We start from the raw sequence: 17,959 nt of genomic DNA, 5'->3' as shown, positions 1-17,959 counted from the left end.
GATTACCGAAATGTGCAGTGGTTTTATGTTAGAAGGCGACTTTGATCTTGGCGTGGTAGCGACGACCATCTTGAATGCTACCGTAAGTATCGCTATCAATTTCTTTGTCTAATAAGTTATAGATCCCTGCATAGAGGGTGACACTTTCCGTTGCTTGATAAGCTAAGCCAGTGTCAATCAATGTGTAGTCTGGGTAACCTTCTGCCATGCTGGTACGGGAGAGTCCATCAGAGGTTTCACCCACGTAGTTTAACTCACCCCAAACATTCAGCTTATCGGTTGCATCCCAAGATAGATTGGTATGCACGCGATGTTTCGGAATACGGTTCAAAGGTTCGCCTTTGAACTCTCCAGATTTCTGTTCGGAGTCAGTTAGGGTGTAACCAATATCCCAACTTAGGTTGTCAGTTAACATGGTGCCGAAAGAGGCTTCAATACCTTGTGTGACAACATCATCCACGTTGTAGCGAGTGCTGATGAAGTCATAGCCGCCATCACAGCTCGCGTCCCCTGCATCTACGTCACAGATGCGCTCTTCTGTAATCTTGTCTTTAAATTGAGTGTAAAAAGCTGTTAATTCCGCTTTAGTTCCTTGGCGATTATTCCAAGCGATGCCCACTTCATGACTGATGCTCTTTTCAGCTTCAAGATCCGAGTTACCAAGAATCATACCGGAACCACGACCAGTAATTTGTCCCCAACCGTCTGTTGCCTGACGTAGGTCCGGAGAACGGTAACCCGCGCTAATACCGCCTTTTAAGCTAATGGTATCAGTGGTATGCCAAACACCGTAAATGCGAGGTGTCACCGCAGTGCCATAGTTTTCATCTTCGTTCACCCGTAGGCCTGTGGTTAGGGCAAAATCATCAGTTAGATAGAATTCATCTTCAGCAAACACTGCTGCTTGCCAACGTTCTAGCTGATCAACGTCAGAGCTTAACTGGTTGCCTGTATCCGTTAGCTTTTGATTTTCAAATTGTCCACCAACGGTTAGGGTGTGACGATCAAAGAACAAATGGCTCTGATGGTTTAGTACAGTAGACTCATACACCATTTCACGAGTCTTATTGTCGTTCTCTTCATAGCTTAAATAAGTCGTATGTTGCCCTGAGTTAGTGTTTAACTCATTGGTGACAGAGAAATGATCCCGTTGATAATCATTGGTGCTGTCTGAATCACTACTGTTGCCAGTTGTTCTGTCACGATCTTGTTTTTCAGTACCCGCTTCAAACTTAAGGGATTGCTGGTCGTTGATCTGCCAGGTGGCTTTACTGGTTAGGTTTTTGATGCTTTGTTCCGCATAGCCATCTTCGATGTTGTCTTCATCCCGTTGCGAGATTTGACCATATACTTCGAGACCTAGTTTGTTTTCAACAACAGGGCCAGCGACATAGAAGTCCGCTTGACGAGAGTCGCCAGAATCACTGTCTTCTTGGATAACAGTGCCAACGCTCACTTCACCATGCCACTCGGGTTGTACTTTCTTGGTAATAATGTTGATAACACCGCCGAGAGCGTCAGAACCGTACAAAGAGGACATAGGGCCACGTACTACCTCAATACGCTCAATCGCTGTGACCGGTGGTAGCCAACCTTGTTCGATACCTGGGCCATCAGAGTTTGGGCGTGTCTCACGGCTGCCTTGGCGTTTACCGTCCACCAAAATTAGAGTGTACTTGCCTCCCAAGCCACGCATGGTAATGTCTGAGGTCGAGCCACCGCCAGAGACATAGACGCCAGGAACGGAGGCTAGGGCATCTGTGACATCACGGTAGTTTTTCTTTTCGAGTTCATCGGCGGAGATCACCGTAATTGAAGCGGCAGCATCTTCGGTATTTTGTTCGTAACCTGAGGCGCTGACGACCAATTCTTCCAGGTTGACGGTGTCTGCCTGAGCGCTGTGTGCGAAAAGTAAGCTGGCAGCTACAAGTGTAAAGGGAAAGTGCGTGCGAGACATGCTGGGTTAAGTCCTTTAAAAAATATGAATACAAAAAGGAATGCGAATCCTTATCATTTATATTTTGCATTAAATGTTTACACTTGTGGTGAAATGAGCCGTTGCAGAAATTAGAACACCTTGGGAAGAGATGATTGGATTATGTACGATTTGAGTGATTTGCAGAGTTTTGTCTCTGTTATTGAAACAGGAAGTCTTGGGGCCAGCGCCAAAGAGCTTGGCGTATCCAAATCCACCTTGAGTCGACGTATCTCTCATTTAGAGGATGTGCTCAAGCAACCGTTAATGAGACGCCAAGCGAATCGAATCTTTGCCAATGATGCGGGGCGTGCTTTCTTGCCCTATGCCAATACTATTCTTGAAATGGTGGGACGCGCCCATCGTAAGGTTGATGAGTTAAAGGAAACCGTATCAGGGAAACTAAAGGTGGCTCTATTTTCCGGCTTGAGCCGCTCTTGGGTGACCCGGGAAATTTTCAAATATCTCGCTGAATACCCAGAAATCAATATTGATGTGTATACCGTAAGTGCGTTGGAAGATGTGCAATCCGCAACCGATGTAGTGATCTGGATTGGAGAGCTGGAGGAAACAGACCTGAAAACTGAGCTAATGGGGGAAATGCGCTGTGGTTTGTATGCTAGCCCCGATTATTTAACTTCCGTGGGGGTGCCAGAAACGATTGATGAGCTAGGTCAAAAAGATTGGGTCAATCTGCATAATTTCTATTCATCGGATCACATGCTTTCACTCTTCCATGAAGAGCATGGCTATGCAAGCCTCAAAATGCCGACCTCTAGATTGTCTACGGATTTAATGAGTTTCCATCTGGATGCCATTGTTAACGGTCGAGGCATTGGCGTCTTGCCGGAATACTTGGTCGCCTCCCGTGCAAAATTTCATTCGGATGATTTGGAGATGGTATTGCCCGAGTGGCAAGCTCCGAGTTTACCGCTTTATTTGATGTACCCTTATGGCCATCTTCCAAAGCGTTGCCAAGAATTTATGAAGCAGATTAAGAAGGCTTACCAAGCAACGCTCTAGCATTACGCTAGAGCGGGCTTTTCAGAAGAGCTTTTGGCTGTTTCTGAGGGGGTAGGATTAGACGTTTGTCTCTGACTGCGTCGAACATTAACTAAAATGGGGGCGCCAGTGCTTGGGTCTTCCAGAAGATCACAGTGCACCCCATAAAGGCTGTCCATTAATTCCGACGTGATAATGTCCTTTGGCGCACCCTGGGCCACGATTTCCCCTGACTTCATAGCGATTAGATGATCCGCATACCGAGCCGCCATCGCTAAATCATGGACCACCATTACTAGGGTCTTTCCTTGCTCCGCCAGCTCCCGAATCAAATCAAACACTTCAATCTGATGACCTAAATCCAATGCCGAGGTCGGCTCATCCAAAAGCAAGACTGGCGTCTCTTGAGCAATGGACATGGCAATCCATGCCCGCTGACGTTGCCCACCGGAGAGGGTATCCAGTAAACGGTCGGATAAGTCTTCCAGGTTAGCTGCATTTAAGGCGAAATTAATCGCTGTACGATCATCCATGCCCCATTGCTTTAAAAAGTTTTGATGGGGATGACGACCAAAGCGAATCAATTCCTTCACCGTGATGCCATCTGGCGCCGAAGTTTCCTGGGGCAGCAAAGCAAGCTTTTTCGCCACCTCTCTTGAAGGGAGTGAGTGGATGTCCTTGCTATCTAAAATGATTTGTCCGGCAGCAGGTTGATGAACCCGTGACAGGCCATTTAATAGGGTCGATTTACCGCAGCCGTTTGGGCCCACAATGGCAGTTACCTTGCCTTTTGGAAACGAAACAGACAAACCATCTATGATGGTATGGTCTGAATGTTTTAGAGTCAGCTTGTCGGTCAGTAGTGGTGAAGTTGTCTGGCTCATAATGTGCTCTGTTTAGGCTTGCGAATTAAAATCCAAAGTAAATAAGGGCCACCAATAATGGCAGTTATAACCCCGACGGGCAGTTCGATAGGGCTCAATGCTGTACGTCCAACAAAGTCTGCGAGCACCATCACAATGGCACCGCAGAGGGCACTGGAGAACAGGGGCAATCCCCGGTGGCGGGCAAAGGTTCGCGCCATTTCTGGTCCGACCAACGCCACCAATCCTACGGGTCCAGCTAAAGCAACAGCGAAGCCAGTTAAAGCGACAGAGATGATCACAGCCACCAATCTAAGCTGATTGGGGCGATTGCCTAGGGCAGTAATAACCGGGTCACCAAAGGCCATCAACTGAAACCAACGGGCCAATACAAGACTCAAAACTAAACCTATTAAGGTGACCCAGCCCATGATGGGAATTTCATCTTCAGGGCGACCGGAAAGACTGCCAACGGTCCAAGGATACGCCGCGTTAGCGGTATCAATGTGAACCTGAGATAGGAGTAATTGCGAAATGGCTGCTGACACAGAGCCTACCGCTAGGCCCGCCACAATAAAACGGTAGCCACGAGTGCCACTGCCACCTCCTATTATAAAGGCGAGAGCGGTGGCGGTGGCGGCTCCCGTTAGGGCCATGGCTGATGGCGCTAAACTAATACCTACGCCTACGACTGATGCCACAGCAAAGGCCATGGCAGCGTTATCGATGCCGATAATGCCAGGGGTGGCAAGACGGTTTCTGGCAACGGTTTGCATCAAACAGCCGGCCACACTAAATGCGGCCCCCGTATAAATACCTGCTAGTAGTCGATTCAGACGCAGTTCGTTTATTACAAACTGAGTCATGGTATCCCCATAACCAAACAGCGCCATGACGACTTCATTAGGGGCAATAGACAAGGTGCCAAAGCCCAAAGAAATGACGCTAACGACGATTAAGGCAATCAACAACATACCATTACGTCGTGCTGCTGCCATATCGATGAGCAGGCTGCTTCGCCCCCATTCCAAAAGACGCGTATTCCTAGGCAGGGCTCGGTTGTCAGCGTTGTGAGAATCAAAGGAGCTATTAGATAATGACATAATACATCTCACCTAGGACAAAGTTGGTAAACGTTTAGCGCGTACAATCAACATCAATACAGGTGCTCCGACAATAGCGGTCAGAACCCCTAGGGGCATTTCTGTAGGTTGGGCAATTAAACGGGTGAGAATATCGGCGCAGATAATCATTAACGGCCCAATGGGCAAACACATGATCATGGTGCGGCGGATGTCTGGTCCTACGAGTGCTCGGGCTGCAAAGGGTACCACCAAACCCACAAACATAATGGGTCCCGCAATGGCCGTAGCCGTGCCGGTTAGGATGGCTACGATCAAAATCACTAAATAGCGGATAGTACGAGGTTTATGGCCTAGTCCAAGTGCGACTTTTTCGCCCAAGGCAATGGATGCCAAGGGTTTAGCCACATAAAGAATCAAGCCAGCCGCAATAGCGAAGTAGGGGAGCACGGGGTAGAGGGAATCCATGGAACGCCCAGCAACACTGCCAGTGACCCAAAAACGAATTTCATCCGCTGCGCGCTCATCGTACATCAGGAGGATGGAAGTGAGTGCAGACAATAGGGAAGACAAGGCTGCCCCCGCTAAGACCAAGCGAACAGGGTCTTTGAATTGACCTTGTAGACGGGCTGCTGCCATGACGAAGACGCATCCAGCTAACGCACCAAGCTGCGCAACGCCCACGGCTAAGGTGGCGGCACTGGCACCTAAAATGAGCGCAATCGCTACCGCAAAGGATGCCCCCGCACTGACGCCAAGAAGCCCAGGTTCTGCCAATGGGTTGCGAGCAACGGCTTGCATTAAGGCACCAGAGAGTCCCAATGCCATGCCCACGACCACTGCAATTATGGTGCGCGGCAGGCGTAGTTCAGAGACAACAAATATGGCTTCATCTGAGCCTTGGCCTATGATGGCTTGCCATGCATGACTAGGCGTGACTTCTCCAGCGCCAATTAAAAGGGAGACAATGCACGCAGCCATTAGTAGCGCTGTGGTCATGGCCACACAAACGACTAAAGGGCGCTGTGAAGGCGCCCTTTTTGAAAGGAAAAATATACTACTAAACGCTGTGGTCATTATTGGGTATTCGCTTCCAATAGTGCTTCGATGTCATCCAAAATCACATGGGCTGCCAGCGGTCCAGAAGTACTGCTCCAAACCTGACCATCTACAGTTGCGGTATGGTTAGACTTCACCACATCTAAGCGAGCGAATGCAGGGGATTTTTTAGCCGCATCTAACGCTTCTTTACCATCATCATTCAGTGTTGCAAGGAATAACCAATCGCCATCAATAGTGCTTAGGTTTTCTAGGCTAAGAGGGCTAGAGTGAGGGCGCCCCGGTTTTAGTAGGCCACCATCGTCTGCTTTAAAACCGACTTGGTTCAACAAGGAGCCTACAAACAGGTCTTTTGACATAACAATGGCACCTTGTGGCATCCAGCGAGCGATAAACGCAGTACGTTGATCCGCTGGAATGTTGGCATCGACTTTTTCTTTGATGCTGGCGGCACGGTCGTCAACGGCTTTTAACGCTTGCTCAATCGCGTCGCTTTGACCGATGGCTTTGCCGTACAAGCGGGCATCTTGTTTCCAGCTGCCAGGGGTAGTTGATGTGGTGTCAGGAACGATAGTCGGAGCGATTTTTGACAGGACATCGTATTGTGCTTTGGGCAGACTGGAAGACGCTAAAATAACGTCAGGGCGCAAACCAATGACCGCTTCGATATTTGTTTCCCGCGCGGTACCAACGATTTGAATGCCAGCTTGCTTGTCTTCTAAGTAACGAGACACTGTGTCACTGCCTCGCGTAGCAACAGAACCTGCTACCTCAACATCAATGGCAGACATTACGTCTAGGGCGCTTTCCGCCAGAGTAACAACCTGAGTTGCGTTGTCTTTGACAGTCACCTCACCGTATTTTGTGGCAACGGTTACGTCAGCTAATGCTGCGCTGGTGGCGAGTGCAATAATGGAAACTGCAGAGACTCGCTTAAGGTGGTGAATCAATGACATCGGGGAAACTCCTTGTTAATCTTTAAAAGTTAAAATGAATGATAATGCTTCCTATTTAACTAAGGAATGTTTTTAAGAGGGTTTTCCTTATTGTTTTCTTGAATGCGGCGTTGCAGAAAGTGCAACGGCTTTTGCGGAACTAACTTCAATGGCAAATTTTCTGTAACGGGTTAAGAAATTTGCGTAGCGGTCGATAGGGATTGGTAATGGATTGTAAGTGGTCCTTTCCTAAGGGCTGCTGGTGAACTATGGTAAGGATTCCAATTAAGAGGGCTTACTATGAGCAACGTAACAAACGTCAGTACTTCCTATGCAATGGAAATGATGGGTGTCGCGATGGCAAAAACTCAACAAGAGGAACAAGGGCGTCAGTCTTTGCAACTACTTGAGAGTGCTGCTGCATCTTCGCAGCAGATTCAGTCGAGCGCTCCCGCCACAGGAAATCTTGGGCAGAATATCAATATCAAGGTATAGCTCATCTGTGGGTCAGTAAAAGCCGCGCCTCTAACAAAGGACGCGGCTTTTTTGTGTCCGCTAATGGTCTGATAGGGAGGGTGCTAGTACCGTTTTAGCGGGCTGTCCTGGGATCTCCTTGGCGAGGCGAGGCATTAGGTAACCGGGTAGAATCTCTGCCACTTGGCCCATGAGTTTTTGGGCTTCCGTGACTGAGATATCGAAGTGAGCGCCCCCTTCGATGGGATCAAAGGTAAACATGTAATAGGGTAGAATGCCTGCGGCAAACAGGCGTTCGCTGAGATCTACTTGCGCTTTGACGCTGTCATTCACTCCTTTCAGTAGAACCCCTTGATTTAACACCGTTACCCCAACTTGTTTTAGTTGCGAGACTTTCGCTGCGATCTCTTGGTTGATTTCATTGCCATGATTGCTGTGCAGAACTAACACGATATCCAGAGGGCTGGAGGCCATCCAAGCCAATAGTTCATGATTCACGCGACTGGGAATCACCACAGGTAAACGGGAGTGAATCCGTAAACGCTTGAGTTGTGGTAGGGCATTCAGTCGCGCCACATGCTTACTAAGTTGCGAATCTTTTAGCATCAGCGGATCTCCGCCGCTCAAAATCACTTCGTTTACTTCTGGGTGTTGCTCTAGGTATTCGATCACATGATCCCATTCCCGTTGGGCCAGTTGATTGTTACTGTAAGGAAAATGACGACGGAAGCAGTAACGACAATTGACCGCACAGGTGCCAGTGGTAATGACCAGCACACGATGTTTGTATTTATGGACGATGGCTTTGCGCGGGGTGTGATTTCCTTCGTCCAGAGGGTCTTTGCTGTAGCCTGACACAGGTGTCATCTCGATATTGTCCGCTAACACCTGTCGTAATAAAGGATCGTTAGGATTGCCTTGTTCCATGCGGGCGACAAATGGGCGAGGTACCAGCATTTTAAATGCCTCTTCTGCATTGTTTGACTCGGGTAACTGATGGGGCGCTAGTTGGAGCAGTGTTAGAAGCTCTGAAGGAGAGCGAATCGCCTGGGTAAGCTCCATGGACCAATGGCTCTCGGTGTCATTTTGAATCGGGATCACGTCAAATATCTGCAAAATTGAGTTAAGTTGGGTTATTATGTGCGCCAATCTTCGGCCGATTGGCCTCCGCTCTTGAAAGTCTCGCATTATTACGCCGCGATGGACTTCAACGAATACCATATTCGTTTAGAGCTTTTTATCTAAATCATGACATTGTGAGGATTTATGGCGAGTTATTCTACCAGCGATTTGCGCAGCGGTAACAAAGTAATGGTTGACGGTGATCCTTGTGCTGTATTGGACAACGAACACGTTAAACCAGGTAAAGGTCAAGCGTTTAACCGCATCAAGCTACGTAACCTTAAAACAGGCCGTGTTTGGGAACGTACCTTCAAGTCTGGTGAATCTCTAGAAGCCGCTGATGTAATGGATACGGACATGGAGTATCTATACACCGATGGTGAGTTCTACCACTTTATGCTAACCGACGGTTCGTTTGAGCAGCATGGCGCGGACGCAAATGCGGTAGGCGAGACTGCTAAGTGGTTGAAAGAGCAAGAATCTTACGTTGTGACACTATACAACGGTGCGCCTTTGGCTGTAACGCCGCCAAACTTCATTGAGCTTGAAGTGACAGAAACAGATCCAGGTCTAAAAGGTGACACGGCAAACGGTGGCTCTAAGCCAGCGACCTTGTCTACTGGTGCTGTGATCCGTGTACCATTGTTTATCAACATTGGCGAAGTGCTTCGTGTTGATACGCGTACAGGGGAATACGTTTCCCGCGCAACAGGTAAGTAATTGTTTTCAGAGAAGCCCTCAAGTCCTATGGCTTGAGGGCTTTTTTGTGTCCAGAGGGTAGGGTGAATGTTTCAAGTAGATCAGTGGCAACCAACGGCTTCCATGGCCATGCTGACAGAGAGAGCCAGGCTGTTTCGTGGCATCCGTGAGTTTTTCTTTCAGCGAGATGTAATGGAAGTGGATACCCCTTGTTTGTCCCTGGGCAGTATCAGTGACCCTCATATTGAAGTGTTGACGGCGACCACTCGAACCCTAGGAAAGGATGTTACCTATTACTTACAGACCTCACCTGAATACGCCATGAAACGGCTTTTAGCGGCAGGAGCTCCTAGTATTTATCAGCTGGGTAAGGTGTTCCGTGCTGAGGAAATTGGTCGTCGCCATAGCATTGAGTTCACCATGTTGGAATGGTATCGCCTTGGATTTGACCATTGGCAACTGATGACAGAAATGGACGATTTACTGTCTGAGTTAATGGGGCAAGCAATCTGCTCTGAGCGGTTAAGCTACCGTGACGCCTTTATTCGCCATGTGCAGTTGGACCCTTTTACCGCCCCCCTTGAAACTCTGCAAACTACTTGTCATCAACATACAGAATTCGGCTTAGGGGAAACGGATCGAGACACACTTTTGGAATTGTTATTCGCCACCTTAGTGGAACCTAATATAGGACAAGAGGTACCCTGTTTTATTCATGCATACCCAGCGTCTCAAGCGGCCCTTGCAAGACGTCAACAGGATGAAGAAGGGGGTGTGACGGCAGCACGATTTGAATGGTATTGGCAGGGGATGGAACTGGCCAATGGTTATTACGAATTAACTGACAGTCAGGAACAGTCAGCTCGTATGGTGGCCGAAATGCAGGAACGAGCAAAGCAAGACAAGCCTTGGCGGCAAGCGGATGAGCGATTGATTAAAGCCTTGGCGTTGGGGCTTCCAGAGTGTGCGGGAGTCGCCCTAGGGGTCGATCGTCTGCTAATGTTGTTAACAGGCCAGAAGCATATAGACCATGTGATGCCATTTGCGGGTGCTCACGTATAACGTCTTTTTAACTCAGAGATTTTTATGACCACTTCGTCCCCATCTTTTCGAGATTGGTTGTTACGCGGTAGCCAGCGTCGTTTGCTGTGGCTATATGTTGCGGTGTTTGTGATTTGTCTGCTGACCCTATGGCGCGGTGGGGACGCCTTAAAACAGCAGCAAATTGAAGATTTAAACCGGGAAACCCAAGAACAACTGGATCAGCTGGCCAGTGTGGTGGAAAGTGCCATCGCCAAATATCAGCACATGCCTACCTTGCTCGCTTCTAATGATCGGGTGCGAAAAGCCCTGCGAGATGGCCTGCCTTCGGACATTAACCAACTCAATCGTGAGTTAGAGCAAATCAACCGTATTACCGAAGCGTCAGACAGCTACATTATCGACATTAACGGGGACACCATAGCGGCTTCTAACTATCGGTTGAGCACCTCGTTTGTTGGTGGGAATTTTGCCTTTCGTCCTTACTTTCAAGAGGCCATTCAAGGCAAAGCGGGACGCTATTATGCCTTGGGTACCACTTCTAATCGTCGTGGTTATTACTTTTCCTATCCGGTTTATGAAGGCGATACCATCATAGGCGTAGCTGTGGTGAAGGTGGACCTGAATCAGTTTGAAAAGCGTTTTAGCAATCAAGCCTACGAGTTTTTAATGCTCGACCCTGATGGGGTGGTATTTAGTTCTTCCCGTGCCAGTTGGCTGTACAAGGTCATGGGGGAATTGTCCTACGAAGAATTATCACGTATTGCTGAGTCCCAGCGATACTTTGATCAATCCATTGAAACCCTGCCGATTGTAGCTCGACGTCGCTTTGCTGAGCGCGCATCTGTCATTGAAATGCTGGATGAAGTCAGTGATAGCCGAGGTGACAGCCTTGTTGAACGTCATCGCTATCTAACCATGGAAAAGCCGATTCAGTTATTGGGCTTTAAAATTTCTGTGTTAGTGCCACTGACGGCCATTGAAGAACAAATTGCCTTATGGCGTGCTATTTTTGCCGGTGGTATCACCATCACCATGTTGATCATGGGCTTGGCTCATTTGCGCTCGCGTATGTTGCAGGAGCGTTCAGATGCCATCGAAATGGCTTATCACAACCAAGCCTACATCCGTGAGGTGATTCAGCATACTCAAGCGGGCTTGGTGACCCTAGATGGGCAGCGCCGCATTGAGGCCTTAAATCCAGCGGTCGAAAAGCTGGTGGCGAGTCCCTTATCTGGTTTGATTGGACAGCCCCTGACAGAGCTATTTTGGCCATCAGAAACGGATCAAACTCGCTGGATGAAGGCTTTGCAGGCTGACTTTGATAACGCAGTGAATCGCTCCACAACAGTGGAGGGGACCTTGCAAATTGAAGGGCATAGGGAAGGAGTAGCGGTGGAAGCAACCATCTGTGAACTCCAGTTGCCAAACCGACGTAGCTACCTAGTGACTTTCCATGACATGACAGAGCGTAAGCGTTACGAGCAGGAAATCACAGCAGCCCGTCATGCTTTGGAACTACGGGTCAAAGAACGCACCTTTGAATTGGAGGAATCCAACCACTTGTTGCGCCATGAGATCGCTGAACACAAAACCACCCAACAAGAGCTGATTCAAACTGCCAAGCTGGCGGTGCTTGGGCAGATGAGTGCGGGCTTAAACCACGAGCTCAACCAGCCCCTGACAGCCATCCGTTCCTTTGCGGAAAATGGCTTGAAACTGCTGGAACGTGAACGCTATGAATTGGCAAAAGGCAATCTACAACAAATCAATCAGCTAGGGCATCACATGGGCGATATCATTGCTCGCTTTAAAGTGTTTGCTCGAAAAGGCAACGTGGCTCATACCCCTATTGATGTGCAAAGTGCTATTAATGGTGCACTGAAAATCATGCAGCCACGATTGAAAGAAGCTTCAATTCAGGTGCAGAGTCCTCAATCCGTTGAGCTGGCAGTGTTGGCGGATATGGTGTTTTTAGAACAGGTGCTGGTGAACCTATTAGCCAACGCCACTGATGCGATCATGGAGGCGCAACCTGAAGATAAGTGGATTAAAATCGCTGTGGATTCTGATGACAGCCAAGCGCGTATTTTTGTTCAAGACTCAGGGAAGGGCTTATCAGAAGAAGCCCTCGCACACCTTTTTGAGCCTTTCTATACTTCCAAGCCATCGGGGTTAGGATTAGGACTAGGCTTGTCCATCAGTCAGCGAATTATGGACTCTATGAACGGTGACCTGTCCGCTTGCAACCCCACTGAAGGTGGCGCTCAATTTTGTGTTACCCTTAATCTTTTTCTGCCTGACCAATCCTAAGGATACATTCCATGTCTGATCTTGATCGAGTGATTGTCATCGATGACGAACAATCTGTCCGTATGGCGATCTCGCAAACCCTGCAATTGGAAGATTTTGATGTGGTGGAATACGGCAGTGCTCAAGGGGTCTCTGAAAAAATTTCCATCGATTGGCCGGGCGCAATTGTCAGTGATATTAATCTACCTGGTATGAGTGGCTTAGAGTTGTTCGAAGCGGTTAAAAAGATCGACGCTGAAATCCCTTTTATCTTAATTACGGGTCATGGGGACATCAGTATGGCAGTCAATGCTATCCGTGATGGGGCCTATGATTTTATCGAAAAGCCATTTTCCAATGATGACTTTGTGGAAGTGGTCCGACGTGCCTGCGAAAAGCGTCGTTTGACCTTGGAAAACCGTAATCTAAGACTGGAGTTGGCGGCACAAAACGCCCCCGGTCCACGTATTATTGGTAACACCCCAGGCATCCATCGTTTACGCCAAGCCTTGCTACATGTGGCGGATACTGCCGCCGATATCCTAGTGCAAGGGGAAACCGGTACGGGTAAAGAAATGGTGGCCCGTTTTATCCATGAACACAGCTCCCGTAGAGGAAAGCCATTTGTCGCCATCAACTGTGGTGCTGTGCCCGACTCCATTATGGAGTCTGAACTCTTTGGTCATGAAAAGGGCGCTTTTACCGATGCAAAGACTCAACGTATTGGTAAGTTGGAGCATTCCAATGGGGGCACCTTGTTTTTGGATGAAATCGAAAGCATGCCCATGTCCATGCAGGTACGCTTATTAAGGGTGCTCGAAGAACGTAAGGTGGAGCGTTTAGGCTCCAATAAAGGGGTAGATCTAGACCTGCGTATTCTCGCGGCGACCAAGGTGGATTTGAAAGAGCTGAGCGAGACAGGAACCTTCCGTGAAGACCTGTATTACCGTTTAAATGTGGTGCGAGTGGACATCCCACCACTGCGGGAACGCAAAGACGATATCCCTTTGTTATGGCAACATTTTTGTTTGGTAGCCACAGCGCAATACAAACGGGAATCAGAGCAGCTTTCTGCGGAACGCATGCACAGCTTACTGAGTTATGATTGGCCCGGTAATGTACGGGAGCTGCGCAACCTTGCGGAACGGTATGTATTGATGGGGGAAGCGGGGTCTTTTGAGTTTGATCAGATCATCACCAACGAGTCGAATCCTGGCATGATGACCTTGCCCGAGCAGATGGAACGGTTTGAGAAAACTCTTTTAGAACAAGAGCTTTTGCGTCAAAAAGGCTCGATTAAAGGAACCATGGATGCATTAGGCTTACCCCGTAAAACCCTTTACGACAAGATGCGAAAATACGACCTTGATAAGGATTTGTACAAGTCCTAAAGCGAGTGCGCATAGTCGCTATTCACCACACTATTAAGCCCAGCTAGATGCCCATGCTAGCATGGGATTTTCCCTTCGGTTTTAGGATCTAACCGTGTCAGAGTTCTTTTTAAATGGTCTGTCGCCAGCGTTATTTTGGTTACTTGTGATCACAGCAGGTTTTACTTCTTTGTTTACCGCCAGTTTTGGTGCAGGGGGCGGTGTTATGCTCTTGGGCGTGATGGCCCAAGTGCTTCCACCCCAAGTGATCATCCCGTTACATGGGGTTGCTCAATTAGGCTCTAACGCCGGACGCGCGGCCATGAGCTGGCGTCATATTGACTGGCGTTTGATCGGGTTGTTTCTACCCGGTGCCTTAGTCGGGGCATTGATCGGGCAGTTGGTATTGAAAGCCCTAGATCCATCGCTCATGTATCTTTCTATCGCCTTGTTCATCTTGTTTCTCTGTTGGGGGCCAAAGCTACCAAAACTGGCTTTAGGGAAATTTGGCACCATGGTAGCAGGGGCGTTGACGACCTTTTTGACCTTGTTTGTTGGTGCCACTGGCCCTTTAGTTGCTGCCTTTATCAAGCAAGTGTTTGTGGATCGCTTTCGCACGGTAGCCACCTTCGCCACGGCTATGTCCTTACAGCATGTCCTAAAAGTGGCGGTGTTTGAGCAAGCGGGCTTCCCGATTGGTGCTTGGTTACCCTTGTTGGCCTGTATGGTGATCAGCGGTGCTATCGGTACCTGGTTTGGCTTAAAGGTTTTGAAGAAAATGCCTGATAAGCACTTTCATCGAATTTTTAACGTGATTTTAACGATTTTAGCAGCACGTTTGATTATTCAGGCTTATCAGCTCTGGTAAGCCTGCCCCCTCGCTTATACGCACCTGACTTCGAACGCTTGCCGTTCTGCATCCCTCGCCGTATGTTTGATAGCACTTAATCAGCCTATATTGAGGGAAAAAACATGCTGGATGCGTCCATCATTACCGTTTTGTTAATTGTGTTTGTGGGCCAAGCCAGTCCAGGGCCTGCTACCTTGTCCATTGCTGCCACTTCTATGGGGCAAAGTCGTGGTCATGGGGTTGCTTTAGCGTTTGGCATTATAACGGGCTCGTTAATTTGGTCTGGTTCTGCGGCGATGGGGCTGGCGGCCTTGATGATGCATTTTGAGTGGGCGCTGGTGTTACTCAAATATGTAGGAGGTGCCTATTTACTCTGGTTAGGTTATCGCTCTTGGATGTCCTCACGGGGTGTGGCGTCAGTGGATTTAGCTCTAAACCCAGTTCAGGTTTCGTCCTATCAACGTAGCTATTGGAAAGGTTTTGCTATTCATATTACCAATCCCAAGGCGATTATGATGTTTGCTTCCTTGTATAGCTTCGGTTTACCAGCGGGAGCCACCTCTCAGACGGTCTGGGTTATATTCGTGTTGGTTGCCATACAAAGTGCTTTGGTCAACTTAGGTTATGCGTTCTTGTTTTCCACGCCGTCCATGCGTAAAGGTTACCTTAAGTTAAAGCGTCCATTGGACAGGTTAGTTGCGGTATTCTTCGGGGCAGCAGGTAGCAAGATGTTGTTGTCATCCAGTGTGCAAAATTAGCCATAAAAAAAGCGCCCCGAAGGGCGCTTAAAACATGACAGCACGCTGTCATAAAAGGATTACTGAATGATCTCAGGGCCCATGATTGCGTAAGGCAATGCGGTAGAAAGCGCTGGGATGTAAGTCACCAAGATCAAGAATACGAACAATACCGCTACGAATGGCATGGCTGCTTTCACAACGCGAGCCAAACTCATGCCGGTGATCCCCGAAGTAACAAAGAGGTTCAGACCGATCGGCGGTGTGATCATACCGATTTCCATGTTCACTACCATGATGATACCTAGGTGGATTGGGTCCACGCCTAGTTCCATCGCGATTGGGAAAACCACAGGTGCAACGATCACAAGTAGACCAGATGGCTCCATAAACTGACCGCCAATTAATAGCAGGATGTTTACTGCGATTAGGAAGGTGAACCAGTTGAAACCTACCCCTAGCATCCACTCAGTAATGGCTTGTGGAATACGTTCTGCGGACAAGGTGTGTGCAAACAACAGAGCGTTGGCGATGATGAACATCAGCATCACAGTTGTTTTCGTACCTTCAAGCATGGTTTTGCGTGTTTCATCGCCAAACAATGCTGGGAAAAAGCCGCGTACCATCAAGGAAATGTTGCGTCCCCAGATTGGCATACCTGCAGCCAAGCACCCACCAAAACCAGCTTCTAGGTGTTGGCCACGCTTAGAGATGTAGAATAAAGCCACTAGAACGCCTAATCCTAGACCTACCAAAGCACGCACACCCCCAGTGAAGGTTTCACTGTCTGCAAAGGCAAAGAAGGACATGATTTCCCATACTAGGAACAGGGAGACACCGTAAACCGTGCCATTGAAGCCCACGCGAGCGGCAGCAGAATCACTGTCGTTAGTCCAAGTCTGGCCTTTTAAAGGGCCCATATCACGGTAGACAAACAATGCGATAAAGATGGAGTATACGGCTGCCACTACAGCGGCTTCAGTCGGTGTAAACGCACCGCCGTAGATACCACCCATGATGATCACGATTAGGAACAAGCCCCAACCAGCATCTTTACCACCTTTGATGATGGCGCCAAAACCTTTCCATTCTTCTGCTGGCAAGTTTTTGATACGGGCTACCACGTAGATAGCAAGCATCAACATACCACCGGCCATCAAGCCTGGAATCACACCAGCCAAGAACATACGACCTACGGAGACGTCGGTAGCTGCAGCGTATACCACCATTACGATGGATGGTGGGATCAAGATTCCCAGTGTGCCTGCGTTGGCAATGATGCCAGAAGCAAACTCTTTGGAGTAACCCACTTGGCGCATGCCCGCGATAGCAATGGTACCGATTGCAACCACGGTTGCAGGTGAAGAACCTGACAAGGCTGCGAACATCATACATGCCAAGACAGAGGCCATTGCCAAGCCACCACGGAAGTGACCAACGGACGCGATAGCGAAGTTAATCAAACGTTTCGCCACACCACCTGTGGACATGAAAGATGATGCCAAGATGAAGAACGGGATCGCCAGCAAGGTGTAGTGTTGACCTGCACCAAATAGCGAGATTGCCACCGATGACAAAGAGTCATGGGAGAAAAATGTAATGAATAAGATGGACGACAAGCCCAATGAGATACCAACCGGTAGCCCGATAAAGAGCAGGGTTAGTACCATTCCGAATAAAATTAAAGCTTCCACGATACTCTCCTAACCAATTAGTCTTTCAATGCGCCTTTGTTCTCTTCAACAAGGTCTTGCGCTTCGTGACCACTGATCAACATGTCGCGTTTACCTGTTGCAATGGCCCAAAAAGCCTGCAGAGAACGGTAAGAAAGAAGAGCCAAACTGATCGGTAGAATGACCAGCACCAACCAACGGTGTACACGAGGTTTCAGGTCGAACATCTCTACCATAAACGCTGGGTAGCGGAGTTCTTCTTGACCTAGGCCAATGCGCCACATCTTGTACCAGTACTCGATGGCACCACCGCGTACATCGACACCTAGCATGGCCAGCCAAGTGGAATCTAGTAGGATCAACCCGTATAGCATGGCACCTGCTGCACCAACCAGTGAAAGGAACTTCATTAGTGGGCGTGGCACTGCGTTAAGCAAGATATCTACCCCTAGGTGAATACCTGTCTTAATGCCGTAGCTCATTCCCAATAGAATTAGCCAAGAGAACATAACCGTGTTGAATTCAAGTGCCGCAATCCAGCCAGTATTGAACGCATAGCGAGCAATAACCTGACCAAATGACACGATCATGATGGATGAAATTACAAGGACTAATAAGTTCTCTTCCAATCGTTCCATGAAAGTTGGGAAACGTTTTTCCAGTACCCAAAGAACGAGAACAAAAATTAGCAGATACAAGTGAGGCCAATATGCCATGGGGTTACTCCTGATCGTCGAAACACAGCGTAAAAAAGCCTTTCACTGCCGTGAAACACACGGCGTGAT

General features: G+C 48.5%; 16 protein-coding genes. 8 read left to right on the top strand and 8 right to left on the bottom strand.

All coding sequences use genetic code 11. The features are described 5' to 3' along the window. Window positions 1-28: 28 nt before the first annotated feature. Complete coding sequence (locus ACZ5DR_RS02015; protein WP_377364384.1) at window positions 29-1,957, bottom strand: TonB-dependent receptor domain-containing protein; 1,929 nt, start codon at window positions 1,955-1,957, stop codon at window positions 29-31. 141 nt (window positions 1,958-2,098) lie between these two features. Between ACZ5DR_RS02015 and ACZ5DR_RS02010 the strand changes: the two genes are divergently transcribed. Beyond that, window positions 2,099-2,998 (top strand): LysR family transcriptional regulator, encoded by a 900-nt coding sequence (locus tag ACZ5DR_RS02010; protein WP_377364386.1) that lies wholly within the window; start codon window positions 2,099-2,101, stop codon window positions 2,996-2,998. A 2-nt stretch (window positions 2,999-3,000) separates the two neighbouring features. Here the strand turns inward: ACZ5DR_RS02010 and ACZ5DR_RS02005 are convergent, their stop codons facing one another. From ACZ5DR_RS02005 to ACZ5DR_RS01990, 4 genes are all read right to left on the bottom strand, one after another. Further along, the gene (locus tag ACZ5DR_RS02005) at window positions 3,001-3,861 is read right to left on the bottom strand and encodes an ABC transporter ATP-binding protein (protein ID WP_377364388.1); all 861 of its coding nucleotides are present in this window, start codon (window positions 3,859-3,861) and stop codon (window positions 3,001-3,003) included. After that, entirely contained in the window at window positions 3,858-4,943 is a 1,086-nt protein-coding gene (locus ACZ5DR_RS02000) for a FecCD family ABC transporter permease (protein ID WP_377364390.1), read from the bottom strand. Before ACZ5DR_RS02000 ends, ACZ5DR_RS02005 begins: the two co-directional genes overlap by 4 nt. A 12-nt stretch (window positions 4,944-4,955) precedes the next feature. Continuing rightward, window positions 4,956-5,921, bottom strand: coding sequence for a FecCD family ABC transporter permease (locus ACZ5DR_RS01995; protein WP_377364392.1), 966 nt, complete (start codon window positions 5,919-5,921; stop codon window positions 4,956-4,958). A 77-nt stretch (window positions 5,922-5,998) separates the two neighbouring features. Continuing rightward, window positions 5,999-6,937, bottom strand: a complete 939-nt coding sequence (locus tag ACZ5DR_RS01990; protein ID WP_377364394.1) for an ABC transporter substrate-binding protein — start codon at window positions 6,935-6,937, stop codon at window positions 5,999-6,001. A gap of 279 nt (window positions 6,938-7,216) precedes the next feature. On the opposite strand from ACZ5DR_RS01990, the gene ACZ5DR_RS01985 reads away from it, so the two are divergent. Then, on the top strand, window positions 7,217-7,411 hold the full coding sequence (locus ACZ5DR_RS01985; protein WP_377364396.1) for a hypothetical protein: 195 nt from the start codon (window positions 7,217-7,219) through the stop codon (window positions 7,409-7,411). A gap of 60 nt (window positions 7,412-7,471) precedes the next feature. Here the strand turns inward: ACZ5DR_RS01985 and epmB are convergent, their stop codons facing one another. Continuing rightward, complete coding sequence (gene epmB / locus ACZ5DR_RS01980; protein ID WP_377364398.1) at window positions 7,472-8,491, bottom strand: EF-P beta-lysylation protein EpmB; 1,020 nt, start codon at window positions 8,489-8,491, stop codon at window positions 7,472-7,474. 165 nt (window positions 8,492-8,656) lie between these two features. Here epmB and efp point away from each other — a divergent pair, with 165 nt between their 5' ends. From efp to ACZ5DR_RS01950, 6 genes are all read left to right on the top strand, one after another. Then, window positions 8,657-9,232 carry an elongation factor P gene (efp, locus tag ACZ5DR_RS01975; RefSeq protein ID WP_377364400.1) on the top strand — a complete coding sequence of 192 codons (576 nt, stop codon included), beginning with the start codon at window positions 8,657-8,659 and terminating at the stop codon, window positions 9,230-9,232. 66 nt (window positions 9,233-9,298) lie between these two features. After that, window positions 9,299-10,273 (top strand): EF-P lysine aminoacylase EpmA, encoded by a 975-nt coding sequence (gene epmA, locus ACZ5DR_RS01970; RefSeq protein WP_377364402.1) that lies wholly within the window; start codon window positions 9,299-9,301, stop codon window positions 10,271-10,273. A gap of 24 nt (window positions 10,274-10,297) precedes the next feature. Then, window positions 10,298-12,565 carry an ATP-binding protein gene (locus ACZ5DR_RS01965; RefSeq protein WP_377364404.1) on the top strand — a complete coding sequence of 756 codons (2,268 nt, stop codon included), beginning with the start codon at window positions 10,298-10,300 and terminating at the stop codon, window positions 12,563-12,565. Window positions 12,566-12,576: 11 nt separating this feature from the next. Then, window positions 12,577-13,935, top strand: a complete 1,359-nt coding sequence (locus tag ACZ5DR_RS01960) for a sigma-54-dependent transcriptional regulator (protein ID WP_377364406.1) — start codon at window positions 12,577-12,579, stop codon at window positions 13,933-13,935. Between the two features lie 94 nt (window positions 13,936-14,029). Continuing rightward, window positions 14,030-14,782: a sulfite exporter TauE/SafE family protein gene (locus tag ACZ5DR_RS01955; protein ID WP_377364408.1), complete on the top strand. Its 753-nt coding sequence runs from the start codon at window positions 14,030-14,032 to the stop codon at window positions 14,780-14,782. A gap of 104 nt (window positions 14,783-14,886) precedes the next feature. Then, window positions 14,887-15,522 (top strand): LysE family translocator, encoded by a 636-nt coding sequence (locus ACZ5DR_RS01950; protein ID WP_377364410.1) that lies wholly within the window; start codon window positions 14,887-14,889, stop codon window positions 15,520-15,522. A 59-nt stretch (window positions 15,523-15,581) separates the two neighbouring features. Here the strand turns inward: ACZ5DR_RS01950 and ACZ5DR_RS01945 are convergent, their stop codons facing one another. Both ACZ5DR_RS01945 and ACZ5DR_RS01940 read right to left on the bottom strand, forming a co-directional pair. Further along, window positions 15,582-17,195, bottom strand: coding sequence for a TRAP transporter large permease (locus ACZ5DR_RS01945; RefSeq protein WP_377364412.1), 1,614 nt, complete (start codon window positions 17,193-17,195; stop codon window positions 15,582-15,584). A 17-nt stretch (window positions 17,196-17,212) separates the two neighbouring features. Then, window positions 17,213-17,890 (bottom strand): TRAP transporter small permease, encoded by a 678-nt coding sequence (locus ACZ5DR_RS01940; RefSeq protein ID WP_377364414.1) that lies wholly within the window; start codon window positions 17,888-17,890, stop codon window positions 17,213-17,215. Between the last annotated feature and the right edge of the window lie 69 nt (window positions 17,891-17,959).

It is taken from the genome of Marinomonas vaga (genome assembly GCF_055388305.1).
The sequence above is the reverse complement of the archived record's forward strand: the minus strand, read 5'-3'. Positions and strand labels throughout refer to the sequence as shown.